The sequence below is a fragment of the Lacipirellulaceae bacterium genome (genome assembly GCA_040218535.1).
Classification (GTDB): domain Bacteria; phylum Planctomycetota; class Planctomycetia; order Pirellulales; family Lacipirellulaceae; genus Adhaeretor.
In genome coordinates this window covers 502,572-528,208 of record JAVJRG010000012.1, presented here as the reverse complement: position 1 = coordinate 528,208, position 25,637 = coordinate 502,572, and the positions used below count along the sequence as shown (strand labels likewise).

23 protein-coding genes are annotated in these 25,637 nt (G+C 57.5%); 10 read left to right on the top strand and 13 right to left on the bottom strand.

Features of this window, described 5'->3' with window-relative positions; genetic code table 11:
• The first annotated feature begins 111 nt into the window (after positions 1-111).
• From RIB44_16135 to RIB44_16125, 3 genes are all read left to right on the top strand, one after another.
• Complete coding sequence (locus RIB44_16135) at positions 112-423, top strand: hypothetical protein (GenBank protein MEQ8618105.1); 312 nt, start codon at positions 112-114, stop codon at positions 421-423.
• A 364-nt stretch (positions 424-787) separates the two neighbouring features.
• Positions 788-2,056, top strand: a complete 1,269-nt coding sequence (locus RIB44_16130) for a DEAD/DEAH box helicase (GenBank protein MEQ8618104.1) — start codon at positions 788-790, stop codon at positions 2,054-2,056.
• Positions 2,057-2,106: 50 nt separating this feature from the next.
• Complete coding sequence (locus tag RIB44_16125) at positions 2,107-2,430, top strand: hypothetical protein (protein MEQ8618103.1); 324 nt, start codon at positions 2,107-2,109, stop codon at positions 2,428-2,430.
• A gap of 58 nt (positions 2,431-2,488) precedes the next feature.
• Here the strand turns inward: RIB44_16125 and RIB44_16120 are convergent, their stop codons facing one another.
• Positions 2,489-3,598, bottom strand: a complete 1,110-nt coding sequence (locus RIB44_16120; GenBank protein MEQ8618102.1) for an extracellular solute-binding protein — start codon at positions 3,596-3,598, stop codon at positions 2,489-2,491.
• A gap of 269 nt (positions 3,599-3,867) precedes the next feature.
• Between RIB44_16120 and RIB44_16115 the strand changes: the two genes are divergently transcribed.
• On the top strand, positions 3,868-4,608 hold the full coding sequence (locus RIB44_16115; protein ID MEQ8618101.1) for an MBL fold metallo-hydrolase: 741 nt from the start codon (positions 3,868-3,870) through the stop codon (positions 4,606-4,608).
• Between the two features lie 76 nt (positions 4,609-4,684).
• Here the strand turns inward: RIB44_16115 and RIB44_16110 are convergent, their stop codons facing one another.
• Positions 4,685-6,964, bottom strand: coding sequence for a tetratricopeptide repeat protein (locus RIB44_16110; protein ID MEQ8618100.1), 2,280 nt, complete (start codon positions 6,962-6,964; stop codon positions 4,685-4,687).
• Between the two features lie 418 nt (positions 6,965-7,382).
• Here RIB44_16110 and RIB44_16105 point away from each other — a divergent pair, with 418 nt between their 5' ends.
• Both RIB44_16105 and RIB44_16100 read left to right on the top strand, forming a co-directional pair.
• A complete protein-coding gene (locus RIB44_16105; protein MEQ8618099.1) occupies positions 7,383-8,456 on the top strand; it encodes a site-2 protease family protein in 1,074 nt (357 codons plus the stop codon).
• Between the two features lie 67 nt (positions 8,457-8,523).
• A complete protein-coding gene (locus RIB44_16100) occupies positions 8,524-9,372 on the top strand; it encodes a hypothetical protein (GenBank protein MEQ8618098.1) in 849 nt (282 codons plus the stop codon).
• Positions 9,373-9,438: 66 nt separating this feature from the next.
• Here RIB44_16100 and RIB44_16095 read toward each other — a convergent pair whose 3' ends face one another.
• The 11 genes from RIB44_16095 to RIB44_16045 all read right to left on the bottom strand — a co-directional run bounded on the left by RIB44_16095 (position 9,439) and on the right by RIB44_16045 (position 22,393).
• Positions 9,439-9,759 (bottom strand): type II toxin-antitoxin system RelE/ParE family toxin, encoded by a 321-nt coding sequence (locus tag RIB44_16095; GenBank protein ID MEQ8618097.1) that lies wholly within the window; start codon positions 9,757-9,759, stop codon positions 9,439-9,441.
• Positions 9,756-10,031 carry a hypothetical protein gene (locus RIB44_16090; GenBank protein ID MEQ8618096.1) on the bottom strand — a complete coding sequence of 92 codons (276 nt, stop codon included), beginning with the start codon at positions 10,029-10,031 and terminating at the stop codon, positions 9,756-9,758. Before RIB44_16090 ends, RIB44_16095 begins: the two co-directional genes overlap by 4 nt.
• Positions 10,032-10,087: 56 nt before the next feature.
• Entirely contained in the window at positions 10,088-11,497 is a 1,410-nt protein-coding gene (locus tag RIB44_16085) for a 2-oxo acid dehydrogenase subunit E2 (protein ID MEQ8618095.1), read from the bottom strand.
• Between the two features lie 113 nt (positions 11,498-11,610).
• Positions 11,611-14,316, bottom strand: coding sequence for a pyruvate dehydrogenase (acetyl-transferring), homodimeric type (aceE, locus tag RIB44_16080; GenBank protein ID MEQ8618094.1), 2,706 nt, complete (start codon positions 14,314-14,316; stop codon positions 11,611-11,613).
• A gap of 80 nt (positions 14,317-14,396) precedes the next feature.
• A complete protein-coding gene (locus RIB44_16075; GenBank protein ID MEQ8618093.1) occupies positions 14,397-14,771 on the bottom strand; it encodes a GxxExxY protein in 375 nt (124 codons plus the stop codon).
• 86 nt (positions 14,772-14,857) lie between these two features.
• Positions 14,858-16,273 (bottom strand): dihydrolipoyl dehydrogenase, encoded by a 1,416-nt coding sequence (gene lpdA, locus RIB44_16070; GenBank protein MEQ8618092.1) that lies wholly within the window; start codon positions 16,271-16,273, stop codon positions 14,858-14,860.
• A gap of 283 nt (positions 16,274-16,556) precedes the next feature.
• Complete coding sequence (locus RIB44_16065) at positions 16,557-17,468, bottom strand: TIGR01777 family oxidoreductase (GenBank protein MEQ8618091.1); 912 nt, start codon at positions 17,466-17,468, stop codon at positions 16,557-16,559.
• Positions 17,469-17,617: 149 nt separating this feature from the next.
• On the bottom strand, positions 17,618-18,526 hold the full coding sequence (locus tag RIB44_16060; protein MEQ8618090.1) for a formylglycine-generating enzyme family protein: 909 nt from the start codon (positions 18,524-18,526) through the stop codon (positions 17,618-17,620).
• A gap of 125 nt (positions 18,527-18,651) precedes the next feature.
• Positions 18,652-19,503, bottom strand: a complete 852-nt coding sequence (locus RIB44_16055) for a rhomboid family intramembrane serine protease (GenBank protein MEQ8618089.1) — start codon at positions 19,501-19,503, stop codon at positions 18,652-18,654.
• A gap of 185 nt (positions 19,504-19,688) precedes the next feature.
• Positions 19,689-20,924, bottom strand: a complete 1,236-nt coding sequence (locus RIB44_16050) for a hypothetical protein (GenBank protein ID MEQ8618088.1) — start codon at positions 20,922-20,924, stop codon at positions 19,689-19,691.
• 302 nt (positions 20,925-21,226) lie between these two features.
• Positions 21,227-22,393, bottom strand: coding sequence for an 8-amino-7-oxononanoate synthase (locus RIB44_16045; GenBank protein ID MEQ8618087.1), 1,167 nt, complete (start codon positions 22,391-22,393; stop codon positions 21,227-21,229).
• Positions 22,394-22,838: 445 nt separating this feature from the next.
• On the opposite strand from RIB44_16045, the gene RIB44_16040 reads away from it, so the two are divergent.
• The 4 genes from RIB44_16040 to rplU all read left to right on the top strand — a co-directional run bounded on the left by RIB44_16040 (position 22,839) and on the right by rplU (position 25,573).
• Entirely contained in the window at positions 22,839-23,453 is a 615-nt protein-coding gene (locus tag RIB44_16040) for a DUF4864 domain-containing protein (GenBank protein MEQ8618086.1), read from the top strand.
• Positions 23,450-24,112, top strand: coding sequence for a sigma-70 family RNA polymerase sigma factor (locus RIB44_16035; GenBank protein ID MEQ8618085.1), 663 nt, complete (start codon positions 23,450-23,452; stop codon positions 24,110-24,112). Before RIB44_16040 ends, RIB44_16035 begins: the two co-directional genes overlap by 4 nt.
• 108 nt (positions 24,113-24,220) lie before the next feature.
• Positions 24,221-25,078, top strand: a complete 858-nt coding sequence (locus tag RIB44_16030) for an anti-sigma factor (protein MEQ8618084.1) — start codon at positions 24,221-24,223, stop codon at positions 25,076-25,078.
• Positions 25,079-25,258: 180 nt separating this feature from the next.
• Entirely contained in the window at positions 25,259-25,573 is a 315-nt protein-coding gene (gene rplU / locus RIB44_16025; GenBank protein ID MEQ8618083.1) for a 50S ribosomal protein L21, read from the top strand.
• The last annotated feature ends 64 nt before the right edge of the window (positions 25,574-25,637 follow it).

Below are 25,637 nucleotides of genomic sequence, written 5' to 3'. Positions count from 1 at the left end.
TTCCTAGAGATCCCCCTTTTTTGAACGGCTCTTCCTAGCCTCTTTGGTACCCGGGAGAAGAGCTTCTGTACTTGATCAGGGTACCAATCCTTAGGAAGGAGCCAAACTATAATGGCTGCAGCGAAGAAGACCGCTTCCAAGCGAACGGCAAAGAAGTCCCCTAAAAAGAAGACCTCGAAGCGTGCGACCGCCAAGAAGGCAACGGCTAAAAAGTCGCCGAAGAAAAAAGCTGCTAAAAAGAGCCCAAAGAAGAAGGCAGCAAAGAAGTCTCCTAAGAAGAAGACGACCAAGCGCGTCACAACCAAAAAGGCCGCCAAGAAGTCGCCGAAGAAGAAAGCGACTGCGAAGCGCACCACCAAGAAGGCGACTGCCAAGCGTTCGCCTAAGAAAACGACCGCCAAGCGCGGCCGTGCGAAGAAGTAGTCGCTGCTTCTGGAATTTGCAGGTTATCGAACGACGCTCCAGTCTTGCGGGGCGTCGTTTCTTGTGTTGGTAGCGCTGAGTTTTAGGCCATCCCGACTGGTCGGGACACGGATGACACAGATTCTTCTGTAAAACCAAGCTCCGCGTGGTTCAGCCTCTGAGAAGCGGGCAGCTTGGACTCAGGTTTCTCAACCCAACTTGCAACACTTACCGAATACGAGACCGATTCGAGGTGCCTCTCCACGCGGAGCTTGGAGTTACTGTCTCCGCGCGAGACAATAGCTTGCGTTGACCCAAAGCGGCCACGGTGATAGCTTGAGCATAGGAAAAACGCACGAAAACACCCAAAATAAGCGATAGACGGTTGTCCTCTTCCCAATCTTCCGAGCAAGCCCCAACGCTGTTTGCTGATCTTGATCTTTCTGACACGATGCAAGCCGCCCTGGTGGAGGTCGGCTACGAGACGGCAACACCCGTGCAAGCGGGGGTCATTCCCCGTGCGATTGAGGGCATCGATGTCCTGGGGCAAGCCCGCACAGGGACCGGGAAGACGGCCGCGTTTGCGATTCCCATTCTGGAGCGAATGGACAAGCCGCGGAAAAGCAAACGGCCACGGGCGCTAGCACTGGTGCCGACGCGCGAGTTGGCCGTGCAAGTCCGCGATGAGGTGGAACGCCTGTCACATGGTCGCAAGTTGAAGACTGTGGCCGTCTACGGTGGCAAGCCGATCAAGTCGCAGATCGGGCGACTCGAACGGGGTTGCGATTTTGTCGTGGGGACGCCAGGTCGGGTGCTCGATCACCTTTCGCGGGGAACGCTCCAACTTGGTGAGTTGGAAGTCGTGGTCCTCGACGAGGCGGACCGGATGCTCGATATCGGTTTTCGGCCCGACATCGAGAAGATTCTTCGTAAGTGTCCCCGTGATCGCCAGACGTTGCTGCTCAGTGCGACGGTCGCGCCGGCGGTCGAACGCCTCGCCAAGCGTTACATGCGAGAGCCCGAGGTGATGGACTTTTCCCCCAAGGGAAAATCCGCCGACACGATTGAGCAGCGTTACTTTACCGTCGAAGAGGAACGGAAGTTCGACCTTCTGCTTCAGTTGCTCAAGCGAGAAGAGCCGGAGCAAGCGATTATCTTTTGCCGGACGAAGCGGGGAACCGATCGCACGCATCGTAAGCTCAGCAAAAAGTACAAAGACGCGTCCTGCATCCACGGCGACATGGCCCAGAACGTCCGCGACCGCGTGATGAAAGCCTTTCGTGCCGAGAAATCAAAACTGCTGGTCGCGACCGACGTCGTAGGCCGCGGGATCGACGTGAGCGGTATCTCGCATATCATCAACTACGACCTGCCGCAGTCGTCCGACGATTACGTGCATCGTGTCGGCCGTACCGGGCGGATGGGCCGCGAGGGCATCGCCTTTTCGTTTGTCACCCCAGAGCAGGGGAGTGAGTTGACGCGGATCGAAATGCTGATCAACAAGCTTCTGGAACGCGACGAGATCGAAGGCTTCCAAACAGTTGCTCAAGCCGCCCCGCCGGCGGAGGAACTGAAGCCGGAGGAGCCCGAGAAACCCGCTCCGCCACCACCGCCGGGGAGAAGGCCGCGGAAGCGGCATCGGCGGGGGTTGTAGGCTTGAATAACCAATGGCAGACGCAACACCAGTTGATCTAGAATTGAGCTATGCAACAAACACCCTTTCACGGACTCGACGAGTGGTTGGGCGTTGCACGAACGGAATATGAGGAAACACTAATCGTTGGTATTCCTTTGGGCGATATCTCCGTATTGGATGACAAAGATATTGGAATGCTTGGGTTTATTGCACTGTTCGCGTTTCTCGTCGAACGATTTGGCTCCCCAGATTTCCCCGGGGGAAATGAAGTTGACTGGCGCATGTCGCTCAACATCTCCGATACCATGGTGGCAGTTTGGGATTTTGATTATTACCAACTCTCAATTCGTAACAGCTGCAAAAATCAAGGCGTAATTATTACACGCCATTGATGTGCGATAAGACTAACGATTCAGTTTTTTTACTTCGGCAGGATGCCACAGCCGCGAATTATTTGACGGTAAACTCATCCCGCAAAAACTCCGCCGCGACATCCCACTGCTTGGCCGCTTCCCCGAAATCGACCTCCATCGCCCGCACGGTTTGTGGGGTCTCGACGCGGTCGGAGCCTTTGACCTTGGGGTTGAGCGGAATCTGCGCACTCGCCCCCTCGGCCAGCATTCGTTCGACTTTGGGTGAGAGCAAAAAGTCAACCAATCGCTTTGCATCTTCGCCGTGGGGAGCGCCTTGGATCAGGGCGATTGTGTTGGGGATGAATAGCGTCCCCAGTTGGCCCTCACCTTGGTCGGGGTAAACAATCGCGACCGGCTTTCCCGCGGCCTGTTCGATGAGGGCGTCGTCAGTGTCGGTGAGGCCGAACGCGATTTGCCCGTCGGCCACCGCGCGGGCGACTTGCTTGTTGCCGCTGAGGATTTGGGCATTGGTGGCGACTTGGCTGAGGAACTCTTTGGCGCGGTCTTCTCCCCAGGCGGCGAAGACGCAAGCGGCGTGGGTGGCCGTTGTTCCGGCTAGGGGTTTAGCCAGCCCACATTTGCCTTTCCATCTGTCGTCCGCGAGCGCGAGGATTGAATCGGGACGATCTTCTTCGGCGAGTAGCTCCGTATTCACGATCAGCACGCGGGCCCGTGCGGCAAAGCCGTGCCAGTGGCTTTGGGGGGAACGGTATTGCTTGGGGAAAACTTTCGCGGCGGGTGAGGCGTAGCTGGCGAGGAGATCTTCCTGCTCAAGTCGCAACGTATTGACGACTTCGTTATTCCAGAACAGATCGCAGCGGGGTCTTTCCCGTTCAGCAATGATCGCTTGGGTGAGGCCGACGGTCTTGGTAGATTCGGTATCGAACTTTGCCCGAACGGCGATGCCCGTCTCGCGGGTGAACTCGTCGAACACGGGTTGCGAGAAGGGCTCGTCGAGTGCCGTGTAGACAATCACCTCACGCTTCTCAGATGGGACGCAGCCGGCGAGTAGGGTAAGGCTTAACAGAAGGCAGGTGTAGAGGTCCCGCGCAGAGGCGCAGAGACGCGGAGAGTGGTTGGGGGCTGGAGGCTGATTCATTGCGGAGCCGATCTTCGGTTTTCGATGCACGTGTGCCAAGTGTGCCATTATGTCATTCCGACCGAGCCCCAGCGACCGAGGAATCGGGCGTGTACTCTTGTTGACTCAACCTGAGTTTAGACCGGATTCCTCGGTCGGCGAGCCTCCCGTCGGAATGACACTTTCAACTAGGAATCTCCGCGACCTCTGCGTCTCTGCGTGGGACCTACAAAATCGGCCAAGAAATGCTAGATGCGATATTTGCACTCACTAGCTACAATATAGCACTGCGTCAATGAATATCGTCGGAACAAGAATCTCCCCGCCGTCTACTTTTGATGAAACTCGTCCTTCTCGGCACCACTGGCTATCACCCCAACGATCGTCGCCAGACGGCTTGTTTGATGCTGCCTGAGATTGGGGTGTTGCTTGATGCGGGGACGGCCATTTATCGGGCGCGGCCACTGATCGAGACCGAGACGCTTGACATTTTTCTCACTCACGCCCATCTCGATCATTGCATTGGGCTGACGTTTCTATTCGACGTGCTGCATGAAAAGAACGTGGAGCGCGTGAATGTGCACGGCGAGCAAGCGAAGCTCGAAGCGATCCGCGAGCATCTCTTCTCAGAGCTGCTGTTCCCGGTGCTTCCGCCGATCGACATGCAGCCGATTGCCGAAAGTGTCGAGCTACCCCACGGCGGCAAGCTGACGCATTTTCCGCTGGAGCACCCGGGCGGTTCGATCGGCTATCGGCTGGATTGGCCTGATCGTTCGATGGCTTACGTTACTGATACAGTTGCCAAAACGGACGCGGACTATCTCGAAAAGATTGCAGGTGTCGATTTGCTGATCCACGAGTGCAACTTCGACGACGGCATGGAGGAACACGCGCAACTGACCGGGCACAGTTGCTTGACGCCCGTGGTCGAGGTCGCCAAGAAGGCCGAGATTGGGCGGATGGTGCTCGTGCACATCAATCCGCTATTTGATGATGATTCGGTGCTGGATCTCGAAGCGGCAAGAAAGATCTTCCCAAACGTTGAGATTGGCACCGACGGGATGGTGTTGGATTTTTAGCAGTAGCGCATAAAAAACCGGCGACGCGTAGGTCGCCGGCTAGTGGTTGGTAAAATGTTTCGCGAAAGCTGCTGAACTAGCGACGTTGCGTACGATTGCGTTGCTGCGAGTTCTTTCGTGCGACGCGTTGCTTCGAGCTATTCGAGTTCGTACGACGCTGGTTGCTTTTCTTTGCAACTTGGGTTTGCGGAGTCGGTGTCACTGGGGCGATCACCTCGACCTTGCCCATCGCACGATCCATCGCGGCGAGGTTCCCTTCAGCAACAGCTGACGCATCGCCCTCGAGCAGGCCTTCCTTGATGCCCTGGCTGACGATTTCAACGCCGTTCTTCGTGTAATCGTAGGCAAGTGTCTTCTGGCCAACGTGCCAGTAACTGACGCCCATGCTTACCAAAGCGTCGCCGTGACGACCTGGGCTAGCCAGAGCCGTGACAGGGCAGGGCTGCATGAGCAATTCACCAGCCTTGTCGTAGTACTTGCAAGCGATGTCGTGATCGCTGCGATGAACCGCGTGGACGGCACCGATTTGGAAGTAGAGGCGTCCGACCAGGAAGTCCGTGTCAGGGAGTTCGCTGCGTGACTCGGCAAGTTCCGCCAGTTGCGATTCGGCCAGATCGCCGTAACGCAGAGCCGAAGCGCTCTTGCCGCGACGATGCTGGATGTCGGTGGCGAAGTAGTAAGCCAGACCGAGTTGCCAGTTGGTGGCTTCCGTGGCGGAAGTGTCACCGTTGAGGGCGTTCAGTTTGGCAGCCGTCTCTTCCGCCTCCGCGACCCACAGCTTGGGATCAATTGGCGGACTCAACTTAGCACCGGCGGCCAAAGCTTCCACAGCGACTTGCAAACGAAGATGCAGGTTCGCAACATTCGTTTCGATCTGTTGTTCAGCGAGCCCCGAAGCGCGTTCGATCCACTGGGCGACGGTTGCTTCCTTATCCTGCCACTCCCCTGAGGAAATCGCGTTCGCTACGGCAAGGTGAGCATCCACTAGCAGCTTACCCGCGGCACTGGCGACGGCAGGGTCTTCGCTGATCGACAGTTCGTCAGCCAGTTCAATCGCCTTGTTGTGCAGAGGCACGGTCTGCTTAGCGATTTCCTGCGAGCCTAAAGCCGACAGCAAACCCATTTGGTAAAGCGTTTGAGCACGGACGAGCTTTGGCGTCTCTGTCGACTCCAAGAGTTTCTGGCAAGCGGCCACGGCTTCACCGTACTTGGCTTGCGTGGTGAGGCAGCGAGCGCGTTGCAGTTGAAATTCCGAGGACTCAGGATTGGATTCCAAGGCCTCTTCGATAAGTTCGAGTGCGAGCTGGGGACGTCCTAACTCGAAGCCGATCTTTGAAAGCTCGAGCTTCGCGACAGCCAGTTCGCTATCATAGGTCAAAGCCGTTTCCAGATCGGCCACGCGTGCATCATAATCGCGTGGTGATCGACGCTCAGCACGGCTGAGGAAGTGCTCCCCTTGAATCGTTTCGATCACGAGGCCGTGAACGAGGTACTCGCCGGTGGCTTCCTGGACGGATTGGTCTTCCGAGCTGTAAGCAAGATCGTCCGCACGGATCAATTCGTGATTGAGCGTAACACCGCGTTCAGGCACAACCGTCTCCGTGACGTCCCCACGGCTGTTGGTGCGCGTGTAGGTGTCGAAGCTGCTGAGCTGAAGCCGTTCGATGAGCGAATTGGCGACGAAAGGCTTGCTCAGTTGGACGCGAATCCGCGAGACGACGTCGTCTTTGAGTCGAACCGTGACACGAGGGAAACCTTTTAATTCGTAAACCAAGAGGTTCGAGGCGGTATCGCCATCGACCGGAACGCCCCACTCTTCGACGAGTGTATCCCGCTTCGTGTAGCCAGGGGTGGCCCCGAAGAAGCTCGAAGGTTGGATTTCTGTGGATGCTGTTTCTTCTGATTCGGCTTCTTCACTAGCCGCTTCTGCTGATTCCTGTTCCGCAGCTTGGTCAGAAACGACGACTTCGTCGTTGGTGTCTTTGGTTGCGATCTCTTTCAGTGCTGGGGTAGGCTCTTCAGCAATTGCCGTTGGCTCATCGGCCAGGTCGGGTTCGTAGTCAGAGACATTAGCGATTGGCTCAAGTGGAGCCGTCGAAGAAGCGTCGCTTTCGCTTTTCTCCTCGGACACTTTCTCCGCGTCTGCCAAAGCGATGCGGTCGAGTGCTTCGCCGGCCTTCACGACGATGGATTTTTCATCCTTCTTCGTGTCGCAGTCGGCACCTTCGGCATGCACGAGCGAAGGGAGACCGACCGAGGCGAGGGCAAAACTGCCGAGGACGATCGCCTCGCGCGATCGCTGACATGCCCACCAAGCCCGACGCTCAAGAGCTGCTAGAAGTGTGTCCCCACTCATAACTCGTTCCCCCGTTGTTGATCGCGGCTGGAACGGTTGTCCGAGCCAGAATGCTCCAGATCGAGCGCGATCTCTTGAAAAGTTGTTTGCGACTTGAGTTCCGACGAGCGTTGTTTTTCATCACCGGCAGTCTTGCCTTAATAAAAGCGGCCAATCCCCGCACGCTCGACGAGACTTTTCAGCCTGTCCATCGACAACTATCGGCGAGTCTTGGGGTGGACGTTTGGTAAAATGTGCTGAATGTGCGGATTTTTTCTGCTGGACTCCTAAGCCACAGGTCTTCAACCCATGAGCCGCAGGACGTTAGCCCGCGGGTGGAAGCTTGTGAGAATACCACCCGCGGGCTAACGCCTCACGGCTCAGAGACGAAATGAGCTGCCCCTTCGACGGGGCTTGTTTTCTGCCCTAGAATTGCGTGATGGACGAGCCTAAGCAGAATAGTGAAGACGCCCCCGCCCAAACTCCGGCGGCCCAACCTACGGCGGCCCAACCCTCAACGGCTAAGCCGCAAGCGGTGCGGAAGCCCGGGCCGGATGATCCGTTTCATGATCCGGCATACGCGAAACTGCCTGAATTGAAGGCTTCCGACCTGGAGCCGCCACGGGAGTTCCGCAAGCGTCGCACGGTCTTGCCGATTCTGCTGTTTGTCGCCACGTGTCTGTCGACTTTTTGGGTTGGCTGCACGGAGTGGGAACCGACTCACCCGCGTTATCTCGGCACCTACGAGGCGATGTGGCAGACGGTCACGGCAAACTGGCGAATCGGGCTGCAATATATGGTGGCCGTGCTCGCCATTCTGCTCACGCACGAGATGGGCCACTTCATCCAAACCGTGAAGTATCGCATCGCGGCCAGCTACCCGATGTGCATTCCCGTGCCATTTAATCCGATCGGCACGATGGGCGCCGTGATCGGCATGGATGGGATGCGTGCTGACCGGCGGCAAATCTTCGACATCGGCATCGCCGGACCACTGGCCGGGTTAGTGGTAGCCGTGCCTGTGTTCTGGTGGGGCATTGGCGATTTACAGTTGGGGGGACCGAAGAAGCCTGACGAATTGCAACTCTATCTGCCGGTGCTGGGGAGTTGGATGCTCGACTACCTCCAACCGCAATGGGCGGGCACGCGCTGGATTCCCCTCTCGCAGGTGAACCCGTACTTCATGGCCGGCTGGGTGGGGATGCTGATCACCGGGTTGAACATGCTTCCCGTGAGCCAGCTCGACGGTGGACACACGATCTACGCCCTGTTTCTGGACAAAGCGCACACGATCGCCAAGGTGTTCACGTCGTTCTCAATCTTTTACATCGTGATCAACCTCGACCACGCCGTGATGTGGACCCCGATGCTGATCCTGGTGATTCTGATGGGCATCCACCATCCGAAGACCGCCAATGATAAGGTGGAGATCGACGAGGTGCGCTGGTGGATCGGGATCGCGAGCTTGAGTATCCCGGTGCTTTGTTTCCCGATTCTGGGGTTCACGATGTGAGCGAACGCGCCACTCGTGGCTTAGCTGCTTGTTTGGTCCCACGCAGAGGCGCGGAGGACGCTGAGTGATGATCGATGAGAAGCCGAAATCGCGGAAGCTGCTCTATTTGCTTGGTGGGCTGACTGCGCTCATGGTCGTTGTTGGGTTGTGGGGCACCTATCTTATGCCTCGCGAAGAAGCAATCTCCGTTTATTGCGGGCATGGGAAGTGCCGCGGGTACTATCACGGACTAGGTTGGGAAAGTGAGCCGGGATTTTTTGGGAGGAGTTGGGTCCGTCTTGAAGGTGAGCTGGGATCATTCATCGGGAAGAGCAGCATCAAAGTGGAGCTAACAGGTTCGGAATATGAACCGTTTCAATGCTTTTACCCCACTGGCGAGTTGCTGTCTGAAGGAACGTGCTATGTACGACAGGAAGCTATTTCCACGGGTCCCATCTTGCATCCATTTCGGGTTTGGAATGCAAAGTACTACGACAAGACTGGTAAGCTGTTGAGCGAAGTGAGCGAGGGCAACGGAGTGCAGGCCTTTGATCGCTTGCCGGTGCAATTGGCCACGCAACAGGGAAGAGTGATTTCTCTGCGTTGGCTCAATCGCCTAGGGGCAACGACAAGTTGTTCGACAGTCAACGAAGAATTTGGGCCAGGAACGTCCGGTCTGGCCGTAGGTTATTTCCCAGATGGCGAATTGCGAAGCGTCCGACGAAGAAGTGGTACCGAGCCATGCCGCTACTCGTTATATGAGGATGGAACGGTCAAAAGCATTTCACGCGGCCAGGGCAACGAGACTGTGAAGCAAGATTTTGATCTAGGCGAACGGAAACTTACCGCCCGAGAGCAGGTTGAGTTATCTGCAATCGAAAGTGAGTTGATGGCTCCGTACGAAACGGCAGAGTTTGGTTCAGGCAGCGTTGAATAACGTGAAATGCAGGCATCGCATAAAAGATTCTGAACAAATCAAGAGCCCGTTGGCTATTGCTCAACGCTAAGGCAACTCCTCAGGCTGTGGCAACTGCCTGCTATGCCGGAAGTTCAGAACGCGAACTACGCCTGCTTCTTCATCAACGGTGTAGAGGGCAAGATAATTGCCGATCACTCGACAGCGGACCTCGTAGTCGCGATGGGCATTTTCTTCGGCAAGTTCGAATCGATACGGGGCGTGAGCGAGTGTGTCGATGGCCGCGTAAACTTGATCAACCCAATGATCGGCAACTTCTAATGACGCGGACTTGTGAGCGATGTAACTTCCATAGTAAGCAATCTTCTCGGTCGCGTGCGGCGAGGTGCGCACCTTGTATTGCTTCATGGTTCTTGCTGGCGGAGGAGATTCTTCGTGCGCTCACGCGCCTCTTCCGTTGTGAGTCCTAAGCCTTGCTCAAACTGTGCCATACTTAGGTCGCAAGAGGCGAGACTGGCTTGCAACTGTTGCTCGCTGAGTGGTGGGTGTTCTTGCGACGTTGGTTGCTCAGCTAGTGCGAGCACATGTTCTGTGACATAGACCGTGACATCGCTGTAGCCAGCAGCGGTGGCGTGTTGCGCGAGCTGTTGTTCAGCGAGTGGAGGGATGTTGATTTGCATAAGTCCATTATGACTCCGATTTCGCACGAAAGTCAATTTTGGGACGAACCAATAATCTACGGCGCGAGCAACAACCGCCCTGGATTCCCCAGATAGCTCTTCGCGTCATTCAAGAACCGTGCCGCTGCGGCGCCGTCGACGATGCGGTGGTCGTAGGTGAGCGAGAGGGGCATCATCAGGCGGGGTTCGAACGTCTTGCTCTCCTTATCGAACTGCGGCAGCATGCGGCTGCGACCGATTAAGAGGATAGCGGCCTCGGGTGGGTTGATGATGGGCGTGCTGTAGGTGCCGCCGATCGCGCCGAGGTTGCTGATAGTGAACGTGCCACCGCGCATGTCGTCGACGGCGAGCGTACCCGTGCGGGCCGCTTCGGCGATTTCAGCGATCTCTGAAGCGATCGTTGGGATGCTCTTGCGATCCGCGTCTCGCAACACGGGGACCACCAAGCCGCGCTCGGTGTCGACGGCGATGCCGATGTTCACGTACTCTTTGTAAATGATCTCCGTGCCTTCGTCGGAGACCGAAGCGTTGACGATTGGGTGATGCTTCAGTGCCGTGGCAACGCTCTTCACGATGAATGGCATGTGGGTGAGCTTGATGCCCTGAGCGGCATAGTCCTCTTTGCTCTCCTTGCGGATACGCTCCAGGTCCGTGACGTCCACGTCGTCGAAGTTCGTGAGTTGCGGGATCGTCGTGTAGGAGGCGACCATGTTGCGGGCGATGGTCTGCCGCATGCGGGTCATCTTCTCGACGCGAACGGCTCCTCCGCTGTCGGAGTCCGGCATCCCCGGGGGCGTGACGCCTTTGGGGGCGCTGGCGGTCGCCTGCTGATTGGCAGCGCGGACGTGCGCTTGTACGTCGGCTTCGGTGATGCGATTGCCACTGGCGGGCTTCACGCTGCGAAGATCGACGCCCAATTCACGGGCCAAACGACGCACGGCAGGCCCCGCAGCGGCGGCGGAGTGTCCATCACCGGGGAGATCAACATTCGCTTGAGGCGCTGCTACCGGAGCTGGAGGCTCTGCCACAGGCGCGGGTGTCGCAGCTGGAGCAGGTGCAGGTTCAGGAGCTGGCGGTGGGGTCGCCGCGACAGGCTGCGGTGCTGGAGGTTGGGCTGCGGGAGGTTGTGGCGCTGACGGCTGCGACGCTGGGGGTTGAGGTTCCGGCTCAGGTGCAGGCTCCTCCTCTTTAGGTGTTTCAGCCGCTGGGGCAGGAGCGCTCGCCGCACCATTGGCATCGATCTCAACAATCGCCTGATCAACCTCAACGGTGTCACCTTCACTCACCAAGATCTTGGTGATCGTACCCGCCTCGGGGGAAGGGATCGGCAGGGTCGCCTTGTCGGTTTCAAGTTCCATCAAGTCTTGGTCTTTGGAGACGGTATCTCCCTCGGACACAAACAGGGTGAGGACATCACCGGACTCGACGTTTTCGCCTAGGTTGGGAAGTTTGATTTGTGTTGGCATAGTAAATTAGTTTTCAGTTGTCAGTGTTCAGTTTTCAGTGAGGAGCAATTTTCAGTTTCGATCTGGCACAGCCATTGGGAACTGAAAAACTGAACACTGAAAACTGGTAACTCTTATGCATACAGAGCGGATTGCTTTTCGGGATCGACGCCGAGATCTTGAATCGCTTTCGCTACAACCTTCGCATCAATCTCACCACGGCGGCTCAATTCGTAGAGCGCGGCGATGGTGATGCATTCGGCGTCGACTTCGAAGTGGCGTCGCAAGGCTTCGCGGCTTTCACTACGGCCCATACCGTCGGTTCCCAGGACGGTTAATCCGCCGGGGACCCAAGGATCGATTTGCTCGGGCAGGGCTTGCACGTAATCGCTGGCGGCGACGACTGGGTGTTCGACGGCCGCGAGTTGCTCCGCCACATAAGGCACTTTCGCTTCTTCGGTTGGGTGGAGCATGTTCCAGCGTTGGCACTCCTGTGCGTCGCGGCGGAGTTCGGTATAGCTGGTGACACTCCAAATGTCGCTGGCGACATCGTACTTCTCAAACAAAATCTGCTGGGCGCGGATCGCTTCTCGCAAGATCGGTCCGCTGCCGAGAAGCGTAACGCGATGCTTGGCGTCGTCGGTGGTCTTGTCCTTGAGCTGGTACATGCCGCGGATGATGCCTTCCTCGCATCCCTCGGGCATCGGGGGCATGACGTAGTTTTCATTTTCCAGCGTGAGATAATAGATGGCTGTCTCGTTCTCTTCGTACAGTTTCTTCATACCGTCGAAGATGATGACTGCCGTCTCGTAGGCGTAGGCCGGGTCGTAAGCGCGGACTGTGGGGAAGGCAATCGCATTCAAAAGGCTATGGCCATCCTGGTGCTGGAGACCTTCGCCATTGAGCGTCGTCCGCCCTGCAGTTCCGCCGAGCATGAAACCCTTCGCCCGGCAATCGGCGGCAGCCCAGATGAGGTCGCCGATGCGCTGGAAGCCGAACATCGAGTAGTAGATGAACATAGGGATCATGTTCACGCCGTGGGACGAGTAGCTGGTGCCTGCGGCTATGAAACTGCTCATCGAGCCCGCTTCGGTGATTCCTTCTTCGAGAAGCTGACCGTCCTTTGCTTCCTTGTAGAAGGCGAGCTGATCGGAGTCGACCGGCTCGTAAAGCTGCCCGGTGTGGGCGTAAATGCCGACTTGGCGGAAGAGGCCCTCCATGCCGAAGGTACGCGATTCGTCCGGCACGATAGGAACGATTTGCTTACCGATCTTTTTGTCACGGAGAAGATCACCCAGCAAACGGACAAAGCCCATCGTGGTGGACATCGGTTTGGTTTCATCAGCGCTGGCAAGCTTGTCCATTGTTTTGGAGTAGTCTGCCAGGCGAGGCACTTCCATAGGCACTGGGTCGTTGTTGCGTGCCGGGACGCTGCCGCCGAGTTTAGCGCGTTGCTCGCGCATGTATTTCATTTCGGGGCTATCTTCCGGGGGGCGATAAAACGGTGCTTCGGCTACGCGTTCGTCGGAGATAGGGATACCGAATCGGCTACGGAATTCACGCAGTTCTTGCTCGTTGAGCTTCTTCTGATTGTGCGTGATGTTACGCCCTTCGCCACTTTCACCCACGCCGTAGCCTTTGATCGTCTTGGCGATGATGACCGTCGGGCGCCCTTCACACTCCGTGGCAGCTTGCATGGCAGCGAAGACTTTTTCAGGGTCGTGACCGCCTCGTTTGAGTTTGTCGAGACGCTCATCCGAGTAGTTCTTCACCATCGCGAGCAGCTCAGGATGGGTGCCGAAGAAGTGTTCGCGAATGTACTTTCCACCACTGACGACATATTTTTGATACTCGCCATCGATCGTGGCCATCATGCGCTCAGCGAGCAGGCCATGCTCGTCGTCTTCAATGAGCGGATCCCAGTCGCTTCCCCAGATGACTTTAATGACATTCCAGCCAGCGCCACGGAAAGCGCCTTCGAGTTCCTGAATGATCTTGCCGTTGCCGCGGACCGGTCCGTCGAGCCGTTGTAGGTTGCAGTTGATGACGAAAGTGAGGTTGTCCAGATGTTCGCGGGCAGCGAGGGTGATCGCGCCAAGAGTTTCCGGCTCGTCGCACTCGCCGTCGCCCAGAAACGCCCAGACACGCTTGCCAGCGACATCCTTGATGCCCCGGTCAGTCAGGTAACGATTGAAGCGAGCCTGATAGATCGACATGATTGGGCCGAGGCCCATCGAGACGGTCGGAAACTCCCAGAACTCAGGCATCAACCACGGATGAGGATAAGAGGAAAGCCCGCCGCCTTCACTCAGCTCGCGACGGAAGTTCACGAGGTTTTTCTCAGTGAGTCGGCCTTCGAGGAATGCCCGGGCGTACATGCCGGGAGCGGCATGGCCCTGATAGTAAACCTGATCGCCCGAGTAACCATCTTCGCCACGACCACGGATGAAGTGGTTCAACGCGACTTCATACAAGGTGGCGGAGCTAGCGAAGGTGCTGATGTGCCCACCGGGAGCCGCCGGGTCGCGGTTCGCACGCGTGACCATCGCCATCGCATTCCAGCGGACAAACGACTTGATGCGGCGTTCCAGTTCGCGATTGCCTGGAAATGCAGGCGTCTTGTCTGCGGGGATCGTGTTGATGTAGGGTGTGGTCGCAGTAAACGGCAGCTCGACCCCATTGCGATGGGCCGTCTCGTCGAGTGCAGCGAGCAACTGCTGGACACGCTCCGGGCCTTTGCTCTCCAAGACGTAATCGAGCGATTCGAGCCACTCGGCGGTTTCACCAGGGTCGACGTCGCCAGGAATAGGAGAGCGGGGTTCGAGGTTGGCATTTGACATGATGGTTGCTTTCTTGAAGCTTCTTTTTATTTACCACAGAGGGCACGGAGAGCACGGAGGTTTGTTAGAGACGCTTATGCCTAGCCGTTAACCATTCTCTTGATGCCTTCTTTTAATAGTTTGGTGTTGAAGTTGATTAATAGTCCGGTGTGTAGACCGCTTAGCTTTAGGTAGGAGAGTAATTGAGCTTCGTGGATCGGTAGCAGTGAATCAATAGATTTGAGTTCGACGATTACTTTGTCCTCAACCAGTAAATCAATTCGGTAGCCGGCATCGAGTGATTCGCCTTTATATTTGATGGGTAAGGCAACTTGAGCCTCGGCGTTGATCCTTTTTTCGCGTAACTCAAAAAGCAAACACTTCTCATAAGTCGATTCGAGCAGCCCAGGCCCCAACGCACGATGAACTTCCATCGCACACCCAATAACCTCACTCGTTAGTTGCTCATCTTGCATGGCGGCTTGCGGCTATCTTGCGGTTTCCAACAAACCTCCGTGTTCTCCGTGATCTCTGTGGTTCAAATAGCAGCTGTGACCGTCATCTATCTCTTCGGCCGGTAAACTTCCGTCGCGGTTCCCAAATAAACTTCCCCCGCAAACGCCACCGTTTCACTGAGCGTTGGATGCGGGTGAATGCTCTCGGCGAGGTCGCGTACTTGGCAGCCCATTTCGATGGCAACCACGGCTTCAGCGATTAGTTCGCCTGCGCCAGAGCCGACAATGCCGCAGCCGAGGACGCGATCGGTCTCGGGGTCGACGATCCACTTTGTCATGCCGTCGGTCCTGCCGTTGGCGATCGCACGGCCACTAGCTTGCCAGGGGTATTGGGCGATTTTTACGTTGCGTCCCTGGGCCTTTGCTTCCTCGGCGGTGAGACCCGCCCAGGCGATTTCGGGGTCGGTGAATACCACGGCAGGAATTGCCTGCGTGTCGTTGGCTGCCGGGTGGCCGGCGAGAACTTCGGCGGCGATTTTTCCTTCATAAGCGGCTTTGTGGGCGAGCATCGGATCGCCCGCCACATCGCCGATGGCCAGAATGTGCGGGTCAGTGGTCCGTTGCTGGTTGTCCACCTTCGCGAAGCCGCGCTCGTCGACTTCGACTTTCGTGTTCTCGAGGCCAAAGCCCTTGGAGACCGGCCAACGTCCGACGGAGACGAGCACGCGGTCGTAGGTTTTGGTCTCGCTGCCTTCGGCATGTTCGATATCGACTTCGACCTTATCGCCAGCATCACGCAGCGCGGTGACTTTCGTTTCGAGGTGGATTTCGGTGAGCAATTGGGAGAGCCGCTTGGCAAGTGGCTTTACTAAGTCGCGGTCGGCTCCGGGGAGCAGGCCTGAGGTCATCTCGACGACCGAAACCTCCGATCCGAGCTCCGCATAGACGGTACCCATTTCAAGGCCAATGTAACCGCCGCCAATGACCAAGAGTGATTCAGGGATGTCTTCCAGCGCGAGTGCGCCGGTGGAGTCCATCACGCGGTCGGAGCCGATCTTGAACATCCCAGGCATCGCCGGGACGCTGCCGGTGGCAAGGATACAATGATCGAACGTGATCCTTTCGCTCTCGTAGGTGTCGGGGTTGCCTCCTTCGAGTTGCAGCGTGGTCGAATCGACAAACACCCCGCGAGCGTGAATCTTTTTCACCTTGCGACGCTTGGCCAATTCCGCCAGCCCGCCGGTGAGCGTATCGACGACCTTTTCCTTACGCGCCCGCATCGTGTCGACGTTGAGCTTTGGTTCGGTGAAGTCGACGCCCCACTCGTGCATCTCGCGCGATTCGCTGATCACTTTGGCAACGTGCAGCAATGCCTTCGAAGGGATGCACCCCCGCAAGAGGCAAGTGCCGCCGAGTCGCGGGTCGGCCTCGACAATGGCAACTTCCAGTCCCAAGTCTGCAGCCATAAACGCCGCGGCGTAACCGCCGGGACCGCCTCCGAGAACAACAACTTGAGAATGCATGTAGAGAGAGGCGAGGGGTTAGGGACCGGGAGCCAGGACTTTTCGTGAAACCCCCAGTTTAACGCTAAAGGAGGCTCAGATATAGGGCTCTGAGTGGGGCTCGGTTTGTCTACGAGGCTGGCTGAAAATCTGTTTCTCTGAGCCACTAGCCGCGGAGCCACGACTCCGCCAGTATTCTCCGCGAGCGGTCGGTCAGCCTTTCTAGCGACTTTAATGCTTGCGAGAAGGCATTCTTCCGGCAGTGCGTAGCACTACGGCTAGGGCCCCTTGAATTTGCGAAGTCTTACTTCAGCAAATATTCCAGCGCCGGCTCTAGCTCAGCATGAGCAAAGCTAAAACCCGTGTCGGTCAGCACCGCTGGTTTCACTCGCATGCTGGCGAGCAGCAACGCGTCGGCCATTTCGCCGAAGGCGAGTCTCGCACCAAAGGCGGGAACCGGGATGATTGTGGGACGTCCGAGTACGCTGCCAAGTGTCTTGGTGTACTTGTGATTCGTCACCGGATTGGGAGCCGTCATATTGACGGGGCCGGAGAGTGATTCGGTGTTCAAGACGTGCTGGATTCCGGAGACGAGATCGTCCAGAGTGATCCAACTGAAGTACTGCTGACCATTTCCCAGCACACCACCAGCGCCGAGTTTGAACGGGAGGAGCATCTTGGCCAGCGCACCGCCCTTGGTGCTGAGGACCACACCAATCCGCATGTTGGCAACACGGATGCCCGCGTCGCGCGCCGGTTGGCAGGCGGCTTCCCATTGTTGGCAAACATCGGCGAGGAAGTCCTTGCCGGCTGGGGATTGCTCCGTGAGTACCGTGTCGCCGCAGTTGCCGTAGTAGCCGATCGCTGAAGCGCAAGCGAGCGTGTGGGGTTTGTTTTCACACTTGGCCATCGTTTCGGCGATCAGCAGGGTGCCCTTGGTGCGACTGTGATGGATTCGCTGCTTGACCGTTTCGTTCCAACGCTTGTCGGCGATCCCCTCTCCCGCAAGATGAACGACGGCATCCGCGCCCTCGAACCGATCGGCGTCGATTTCACCCTTGTCGGGATCCCAGTGCAACTCACGTGCGGAGTCTTTCACTTCTCGACGCACCGCACGGATGACTTTGTGGCCGTCGTTCTCAAGGGCCGTGACCAGGGCGGAACCAACGAGGCCGCTGGCACCGGTGACGATAATGGTTTGTGCTGTGTCGCTCATGGAGAGTCTGTCTTGGGTTTACGGGGCTTTAGGCCTCAGTTCGGAGGGTCCGTTGTGCGGACCATTGAATTGGTTCTTGGGTGGCTCTGTGAGACTGAGCTTTTTGAATGTGATCGCTAAGCGACTATTCTCTGTCCGCATAGTGGACCCTACTCGGCACACCGAAACCCAGTGTGATTGGTTGTTTCTTCGGGCGGGGCATGGTCGCGATAGCTCACGACCAGCCCATCACCATAGTTGGCCGCTGACAACCATGAACCGCCACGGCGGACCCGATGTTCACTGGTTTGGCGAGGAGTGTTGCCTGAAGCGATTTTTCCATAGCCTTCGGGGTCGTAGCTATCCTGGCACCAGCACCAGACGTTCCCAGCCATATCGTAGAGCCCCCAACGCGTGGGTGGGAAGGCATCCACGGGGGAAAGGCCGTGATAGCCGTCCTCAGCAGCATCATCCTGGGGGAACCAGCCCTGCCAACCGTTGGCGAGCCACTTTTTCTGTGAGGTGTTTCCGCTGGGGGCGAGCTCTCGGCCCCACGGATAGGGGCAATCAACTCTTCCATCACGAGCGGCATATTCGAACTCAGCCTCGGTCGGCAAACGATGGCCCGCCCAAGCCGCGTACGCACTGGCGTCGTACCACGAGACATGCACCACGGGGTAATCATCACGCCCAGCGATTGAGCTGCCCGGCCCTTTGGGATTTCGCCAAGTCGCTCCGGCAACCTCCCGCCAAACACGCTTTGCTGGAACGAAGACTCGTGAAGTGCCACGTCGCTCAGCAGTGGTGACGTGGCCGGTAGCTTCGACAAACTTTGCGAACTGAGCATTGGTGACGAGTGTGGCTTCCATTTGAAAGGGTTCGACCACGACGCGATGCACGGGTTGCTGATCCGCTGGGAAGGGTCGCGGTGCGCCCATCGAGAAGGCACCGCCAGGAACCTCAACGAGCTGCCCAACCGTCACCCGCGACGCTTGCGGTTTCGCCGTAGGCTCTTCTGTAGCCCGTGGCCAAACCGCCGCAGTCGCAAGGGCAGCGACGATGAGTAGGATTCGCAGCATGGCTTCCGTGCCAAGTAATAATGAGTTGTTGAAGTTTCCACTAGCCGCGACCTAACAGGTCGCCGAAAGCCAACGAGTAATTTCCGGCGACCTTTTAAGTCGCGGCTGCCTTGGGTTCGCAAGCGTTACCGGCGGCCTTTCATCTCTCGGCTGGCCTGTTCGAGCGTTCTCCGTTCACGCCTTGTGAGGCTGTCCTGACCCTGTTCGCTGATTTTGCGGAGGATACGATCGACTTCGCTGTCGCCTTCATCCTCGTCATCGTCGGGGGTATGAACTCGCAGTTTGGGGCCACGGCGAATTTTGGGAGCGGAAGCACCGTCAAGCAGTTTCGCGAGTGGGTTGAAGCCCGTTCGGTAGAAAAGGTAACCGAACAGTGCGCCCGCCAAGTGGGCGGTGAAGGCGACGTTTCCACTGCGAGAGATAGCGCCCTGCATGTCGAGTAGTATGCCGAGCGATGCAACCAACCAAGCCGGCGCGGGGATGATCATCATAAACATGATTTGACGATGCGGCCAATTCAAAGCGTAGAGAATAAACATGGCTGCGATTCCGCCTGAAGCGCCAAGCATCCCTGAGGGCGAACCCTGGTAGGCCAGCTCAGTAAGCGACCAACCGAGTCCGGCGAAAACAATGGCAGTGAGATAAAAGGCGAGAAAGCTTTTCGGTCCGTATCGCTGTTCAACTTGCGAACCAAACATCCAGAGCATGAACATGTTCAGCAGAATGTGACCCACGTTACCTAGCGAATGGAGGAAACCGTAAGTGAGTAGCTGATAGGCCTGCCAGGGACGCGAGAACCAGTCAGCCCTCAGTGCGAAGTACTGATTGATCACCGACGTATCGCCGGACTGCATGATTAACTGCAGGAAATAGATCGCCACGTTCAGCAGCACCAAGCGCATCGTCACCGTCTGCGGCATGGAAAGCTGCACGCCGGGCTGGTCTTCACGGAAGTAGTCGCGGTTTTCGAATCCCATGGAGAGGGGCCAGGGGCGAGGGGGTAGGGGCTAGATTCAGTTTTAGCCAAGGGTACTTTTCTTCCCAGGCTACCGATAGAGGAACCCAGGCTGGCATTGCGTATGGGTTGCCGATGCTAGCATTGTTCGCCAGAGTGGCGAGAGAAGCAAACGTACCCGAGGGCTGACGCCTCTCGGCTCGTGTGCTATCGCGTTGAAGTCTCGATCCGACCGACTTGGCGAAGCATGAGCTGATCAGCCAACTGGGCGTTTGCGTCGAGGGCCTGCTTCAGCAAGCCGCTGGCGTTTTCGACCATGTTGGTCAGTGTCTGCGAGAGGGCTTCGATTGCCTCCCGATCACGGATCATTAGTTTCTTGTCCTGAGCTAGTTTCGCCTTCTCTGCCTTGCGGTAAGACTCTAGCTTCGCGGCACTTTCTTGGGCTTGCGTGACCAGTTCGATGTCTCGTTGAAGAGCCACTTGATCCGCAAGCATTACCACCTTCTCGCGATTGAGCTCGTCAAATAGATAGGCATAAGAACGTAAAGGGCGATCGTATCGTTTCTCAGCGGCATTGTCTGTTTCGTCGGGTGGCACTCGCTTGCCATCCTCGTCGTAGCCGGCGACGTGGAACTCATCGTCGTCAGCCGTCGCAGGGCCTCCGTGGCGGAGGTACTCTTCGACGGTCTCGCCAGGAAGCAAGCGTCGCAGGATTTGCTCTTTCTGCTCAGGCGGTAGTTCCGCGTAAAGTTCGTGACGATCGTCGGGCATCGTTTCATAGATGCTCCAAGGTCCCTGGCTTTGTTCCAATCGCGGACCAGTGCGTCCGTCGAGTTGCTGAATCGGCGAAAGTACTGCTCCTTCGGCAGACACGCTTTCGACTTTGAATTGCCCCAGGTACTGGGCTCCCTCTTGCGGATTTGGCCCGTTCGCCAAGCCGATCTCGAAGGCATAGACGATCGCTTCGGGTGGCAGGCCGTGCGGCGAGGGCTGCGGGATGGCGACTTGGATCGTTCCCTGGTTGAGTCCCCCTTGTGGGCGCACGCCACGCCAGACGCGGCCGCGTTGACGGGTGAGTTGTTTCACTTGTTGATTGAGTTGAGCGAGGCTGGGCATCCGCTGAACATCAGCCCCAAATGGCGAGCCGCCTTCGGTGCCGCGGAAAACACGACCAATCAGGCCAGCGTCGCTACTCCCTTTACGCAACGCATCATTGATTGCTTGGGCTTCTTCGAGTTTGGCCCGGTTGCTTGGCAAGTTCTTCCGCAGTGCTTGATGGATCCGTAATACCTCAGCGGAGAGGAAAAGTGCGCAGAGCGAGAAAAGAAACAGCCCCAACACGAGGAGCATCTGTGCCCAGTGCCAGTTCTTGATGCTCAGAAACGTCGCCACCAGCGCAAGCAGGGCGATGATTCCAATCACGGCTAGAATGATGATGCCCAACGCTGTTTCCTATTACTGATTGCGGACCCGCGTACGCCCAAAATAAAGACGAGCGAGCGATGCACCGGTAGATTCTACTTTACCGGAAGCCCCTACTTGTAAACATTTTGTCCCTCACTCGATACTAAGTAGCCCTAGGAGTGGGGTCAAGTTTTTGCTGGGCATAGGGTTACGGCTTGCGGACATATAAGGCCAGAACCGATACGACCGGCATGATCGGCAGGGCTTTTCCGGATGTTTCGCTGCTGAGCTTGCTCAGCGATAGAATTGCCCAAGAATCAAGCGCCGAGCAAGCTCGACGGCTAATCGGGCTCTTTGGTACCCAAAGCCGCAAGGAGCCCAGAGATCATTTCCTCCGTGTGGGCTGCTGTCAGGCTCAGCCTCAGGAGTGACTGCCCTTCGGGGACCGAGGGAGGGCGGATCGCTGGGACCCAGTAGCCAGCCTCGCGGAGTCGTTTCCCCAGTAGAATTGCCCGCTCCGCAGAGCCAACACGCAGCGGGATGATTTGGCTTGCTGAAGGAGCGACGTCCCAGCCTTGCCCAACGAGGCTCGCTCGTAGCTCGGCCGCTCGGCTGAGAAGTTTTGTCCCTGCGGTCCGGTCTGAGTGGACGATCTCCAGAGACTTGAGTGCTGCCGCAGCGTTGGCGGCTGGGTGTGCTGTGGAGAAGACGTAGCTACGAGCTCGATTCGCAAGCCAATGGATGAGGTTCTGACTTCCAGCAACAAAACCTCCAGCCGATCCGAACGCCTTGCTGAGCGTCCCGATGCGAACGACCGGCAAGGAGTCGTCATCGGGAATTTCATGACGAAAGTGTTCCCACGCGCCACAGCCATTTGCTCCGAAAACTCCCAGGGCGTGCGCCTCGTCGATGAGCAGCATCGCGTCGTGTTTTTGGGCTAAGCGGACGAGCTGCGGGAGCGGGGCCAGATCGCCGTCCATGCTGAAAAGCGTATCGCTGACGATTAGGCGACGGCGGAAGTTCCGGCCCTCTTGGAGCATCGCTTCGAGTTGCTCTATGTCGCCGTGGCGATAGACCTTTCGCTCAGCCCGCGCGAGCCGACAGCCGTCGATCAGGCTGGCGTGATTGAGGGCGTCTCCGTAGAGGCAATCGCCCCGATCAACGAGTGCGGGAATGATCCCCACATTGGCGGCATATCCACTGGTGAACAGCAGGGCCGCTTCCGCATTGAGGAAACGGGCAAGTTCTCGTTCGAGCTGCTCATGCAAAGTCGAACGACCGCAGATCAGCGGGCTCGCGGCACGCCCGACACCCTGATCACGACAAGCGGCGCTGGCAGCTTCGACGACCCGGGGATCGCTGGCGAGTCCGAGGTAGTCGTTCGAGGCAAAGTTGACGAGCCCCCCCGCTCGCGGCTTAGCCACTTCCAGCCCGAGGGGCAGCTCGCGGAGCAGATCCTCTTCTTCGAGATCTCGTAGCGATTCGGTAATCCAGGAGAGCGTGGGCATGCTTGCTATCCTAGTAGGTAGGGTGCGTGAGCGACAGCGAACGCACCGCAGTACCGTTGGTGCGTTCGCTGTCGCTCACGCACCCTACGATTTAATAGGTATTAGAAAAAACGAGCCCGGCAGCAACGTGGGGGGCTGCCGGGCTCGCCAGAGATTGGCCCGCGGGATAGGTTGGCGGCTGTGAGTTGGGGGGTCAGTCAAGCCAACAAGGCATTCCCATGTAGCGCGAAGGCCACATGGGAATGCACAAAACAGCGCCCCGCGAGCCTCCTGAGAGAATCGACGGAGCGCATGGGCCGGTGAGGTTACGATTGAAAATCGCGTTTAGATTTATGAAAAAATCAAAAAGAGAACCACGCTTATTTGGCTGGATTGTGCGTCTTGACCCTCGCTCGGTCGCGTTCTAACGTGCAAGATGCCCCAATGCTTCCACCGAGCTTTCTTGATGTCTGATCAACCTGCGAGATCCCGTTCTTCCTTCAATGCCTTGGTTGGTTTCGGGGGTGGCGTCTTATTGGGGGCTGTGCTTGTGAGCCTGTTCGGTTCAGGAGGTGACGGCCGGAGCAGCGCGGAAGAACCTTCGACGGAAACGTCTTCGATTGAGCTTCCCGACAACGCAACCGTGACGCCCAATCCTGATTGGTCACCGCGGGAAGTAGTGCAGCTTCAGATGGAAGCACTCGTTGAAAGCAGTACGAACCCCACGGCGATCGCGAACTGCTTCGCGCTGGCTTCTCCCTCGAATCGCGTCGTGACTGGACCGCTGGAGCGCTTTGCCGCCATGGTGGCCGGGCCCGGCTATCGACCGCTTATTGATGCCAAGTCGTTTCTGGTCGGCGAAGCAATTACGCGAGATCGATTCGCTGCCGTTCTTGTCACCCTGATGACGCACGAAGGGGAGCCTTTTGCCTTTCGATTTCTCCTTTCGCGGCAGACGGGCGCACCGGCAGTTGGTGTCCCCAACGCGATCAGCGAATTGAAAGATTGTTGGATGACCGATGGGGTCTCAAGAATTTCGCCTCCGCTCAGCCCGCCTCGACCTCGGGGGCCTGGCGTATGAGCAGCAGTGAGCCATTACTAGCCAAGGACTCCCCCGCGACAGGCGGTTCGGGTTCCACAGGCCCGCAAGCGGAGCCGGCGAGGGTCAGCGATGCGGAACTCATGAGCCAGGTCGCTCAGGGCGAAGAAGCTGCCCTCGGTGAGCTATACGACCGCTACTCGGGCCACTTGTACGGATTATGCCTCAAGATTCTGCGGCGTCCCGCCGAAGCGCAAGCTGTTCTATCCGATGTTTTTTATGAAATTTGGCGTCGGGCAGATCGATTCAATCCAGAGCGGGGTCGGGTCCGTACCTATTTTACAACCCTGGCTCGGAGCCGTTCGATTGATCGGATTAGATCGGAATCCACGCGATCGACCCACGAGGCGGAATACAGTGCCGAGGCGGGACGGCTGGCCTCGGGGCCTTCGCCGGTGAAGGGCCCTCAGCAGACGGCGGTAGAGAATGAAACGATGAGTTTCGTTCACGAGGTGCTTCACAGTTTGGGGGAGGATCAGCGAGCTTGCCTCGAAGCGGCCTACTTTGAAGGATTAACACAGCAGCAGATTGCTGATCATTTGCAACTGCCACTAGGGACGGTGAAAACGCATATCCGTACGGGTTTGGAGAAACTACGCTCCGCAGTAGCTGCTCACGAAGCGGGGACATTGAGAGAGTAGAGAGTAGAGAGAAAGAAGGGCGAGGCCACCGTCGCTAGACGGTGGTCTTGATTGAGTGAAGAAAACGTTGCGAGCGACGACGTTCCGGTGACGTGGCCACTTAAACTCATGAACTGCGACCAATGCCAACCGCTGTTGAATGATGCCTTGCTTGGTGAACTGCCAAGCGAGCAGCAAGCGGCTATCGATGCGCATTTGTCTCAGTGCAACGATTGCCAGAAGGCCTACAATCACTCGCAAGCCGCCTTCTCCCTACTAGCGGAAACCGTTCAGCCTGTTGCACCGCCCGAGGGAATGCGAACGCGGCTGATGGCGTCGCTGCCAAAAAAGCAGTCAAGTTCAGCGCCCCTAGAGTCCCCGCCTCCGACAATAGCCTTTGGCATGTCTGAAGCACTCGATCAACCTCAGGAAGTTGCCTCTCAGAAAACCGAGGGAGCCACATGGTCACGCGGCATGCTCTGGGCCGCGACGCTCGTCGGCGTTGCAGTTGGGGGAATTGTCACTTCGACGCTGATGGAGCGCAGCGCTGAGAATCGCGTTGATCAGGCGGCTTTAGACAAACGACAACAGGCGGCAGAAGAATTGGCAAGCGTGATGCAGTCCGCCCAGCGACTGGCTGGAACAGGGGGGCTACGAAGTGCAGCATTTGAGTCGCCGCAGCGGCCCGGTCTGGCAGCGATGCTGACCTGGGATGTGCCTTCTCGAAAACTGCACTTCCACGCGGTAGGCCTTCCCAAGCCGCCCCAAGGCCAAGAGTATCAGCTCTGGCTAATCGCTGCTGAGGATCAATGGACATTTGCCGGCACTTTGCAGGAATCCTCGGGAAGCCACGCGCTTCTGGCCCCAGTCCCTGAAGCACTTTTTGCGGAAGATTCAGGCCCAGTATCCGCTGCTCTGACGCTTTCAGACGGCTCCGGCGAGGGCCACGGGCAGGAAATCGCCCGCACGCAGTTCACCACAAAATAGGCAAGTCTCGCTGGGCGTCGGTTGTTCGCCCCCTCGACAGGCGGCGAGAAATTGCTATTCTATGGGGCTCGAAACTATGTACGAACCTTTGGCATGAAAGAAGGGTTCCAGTTTCCCGCAGTGCGTAGCACCGCGGCTAGCTATTCAGTTACCAGTCCCCCATTACGAATCACGACTATCATGTACGCAATCATCGCCGATGGCGGCCGCCAGCACAAAGTGGAAGAAGGACAAGAAGTTACGGTCGATTACCGTGACATCGCCGCAGGTGAGACATTCACCTTTGAGAAGGTGTTGGCCGTCAGTGACGGCTCCGGCGACTTGAAGCTGGGCACGCCCACCGTTGATGGCGCGAGCGTCACGGCAGAAGTGGTAGGTCCCGAGCAGGGCCCGAAGCTGGTGGTACAGAAGATCCGTCGACGCAAAAACAGCCGTCGCAAGACCGGCCACCGCAGCATGTATACGAAGGTGAAGATCAACAAGATCAGTTCGTGAGCACTTCGTCGATCTTACGAGAAGAACCTTGGCCGTCGAGCTTCAGCTCGACGGTTTTTTATGC

Excerpts from the sequence above, each read along its gene's own strand:
- RIB44_16135 (MEQ8618105.1), top strand. The coding sequence starts at position 112 with ATGGCTGCAGCGAAGAAGACCGCTTCCAAGCGAACGGCAAAGAAGTCC.
- RIB44_16125 (MEQ8618103.1), top strand. The coding sequence starts at position 2,107 with ATGCAACAAACACCCTTTCACGGACTCGACGAGTGGTTGGGCGTTGCA.
- RIB44_16120 (MEQ8618102.1), bottom strand. The coding sequence starts at position 3,598 with ATGGCACACTTGGCACACGTGCATCGAAAACCGAAGATCGGCTCCGCA.
- RIB44_16115 (MEQ8618101.1), top strand. The coding sequence starts at position 3,868 with ATGAAACTCGTCCTTCTCGGCACCACTGGCTATCACCCCAACGATCGT.
- RIB44_16110 (MEQ8618100.1), bottom strand. The coding sequence starts at position 6,964 with ATGAGTGGGGACACACTTCTAGCAGCTCTTGAGCGTCGGGCTTGGTGG.
- RIB44_16105 (MEQ8618099.1), top strand. The coding sequence starts at position 7,383 with ATGGACGAGCCTAAGCAGAATAGTGAAGACGCCCCCGCCCAAACTCCG.
- RIB44_16100 (MEQ8618098.1), top strand. The coding sequence starts at position 8,524 with ATGATCGATGAGAAGCCGAAATCGCGGAAGCTGCTCTATTTGCTTGGT.
- RIB44_16095 (MEQ8618097.1), bottom strand. The coding sequence starts at position 9,759 with ATGAAGCAATACAAGGTGCGCACCTCGCCGCACGCGACCGAGAAGATT.
- RIB44_16090 (MEQ8618096.1), bottom strand. The coding sequence starts at position 10,031 with ATGCAAATCAACATCCCTCCACTCGCTGAACAACAGCTCGCGCAACAC.
- RIB44_16085 (MEQ8618095.1), bottom strand. The coding sequence starts at position 11,497 with ATGCCAACACAAATCAAACTTCCCAACCTAGGCGAAAACGTCGAGTCC.
- aceE (MEQ8618094.1), bottom strand. The coding sequence starts at position 14,316 with ATGTCAAATGCCAACCTCGAACCCCGCTCTCCTATTCCTGGCGACGTC.
- RIB44_16075 (MEQ8618093.1), bottom strand. The coding sequence starts at position 14,771 with ATGCAAGATGAGCAACTAACGAGTGAGGTTATTGGGTGTGCGATGGAA.
- lpdA (MEQ8618092.1), bottom strand. The coding sequence starts at position 16,273 with ATGCATTCTCAAGTTGTTGTTCTCGGAGGCGGTCCCGGCGGTTACGCC.
- RIB44_16065 (MEQ8618091.1), bottom strand. The coding sequence starts at position 17,468 with ATGAGCGACACAGCACAAACCATTATCGTCACCGGTGCCAGCGGCCTC.
- RIB44_16060 (MEQ8618090.1), bottom strand. The coding sequence starts at position 18,526 with ATGCTGCGAATCCTACTCATCGTCGCTGCCCTTGCGACTGCGGCGGTT.
- RIB44_16055 (MEQ8618089.1), bottom strand. The coding sequence starts at position 19,503 with ATGGGATTCGAAAACCGCGACTACTTCCGTGAAGACCAGCCCGGCGTG.
- RIB44_16045 (MEQ8618087.1), bottom strand. The coding sequence starts at position 22,393 with ATGCCCACGCTCTCCTGGATTACCGAATCGCTACGAGATCTCGAAGAA.
- RIB44_16040 (MEQ8618086.1), top strand. The coding sequence starts at position 22,839 with ATGTCTGATCAACCTGCGAGATCCCGTTCTTCCTTCAATGCCTTGGTT.
- RIB44_16035 (MEQ8618085.1), top strand. The coding sequence starts at position 23,450 with ATGAGCAGCAGTGAGCCATTACTAGCCAAGGACTCCCCCGCGACAGGC.
- RIB44_16030 (MEQ8618084.1), top strand. The coding sequence starts at position 24,221 with ATGAACTGCGACCAATGCCAACCGCTGTTGAATGATGCCTTGCTTGGT.
- rplU (MEQ8618083.1), top strand. The coding sequence starts at position 25,259 with ATGTACGCAATCATCGCCGATGGCGGCCGCCAGCACAAAGTGGAAGAA.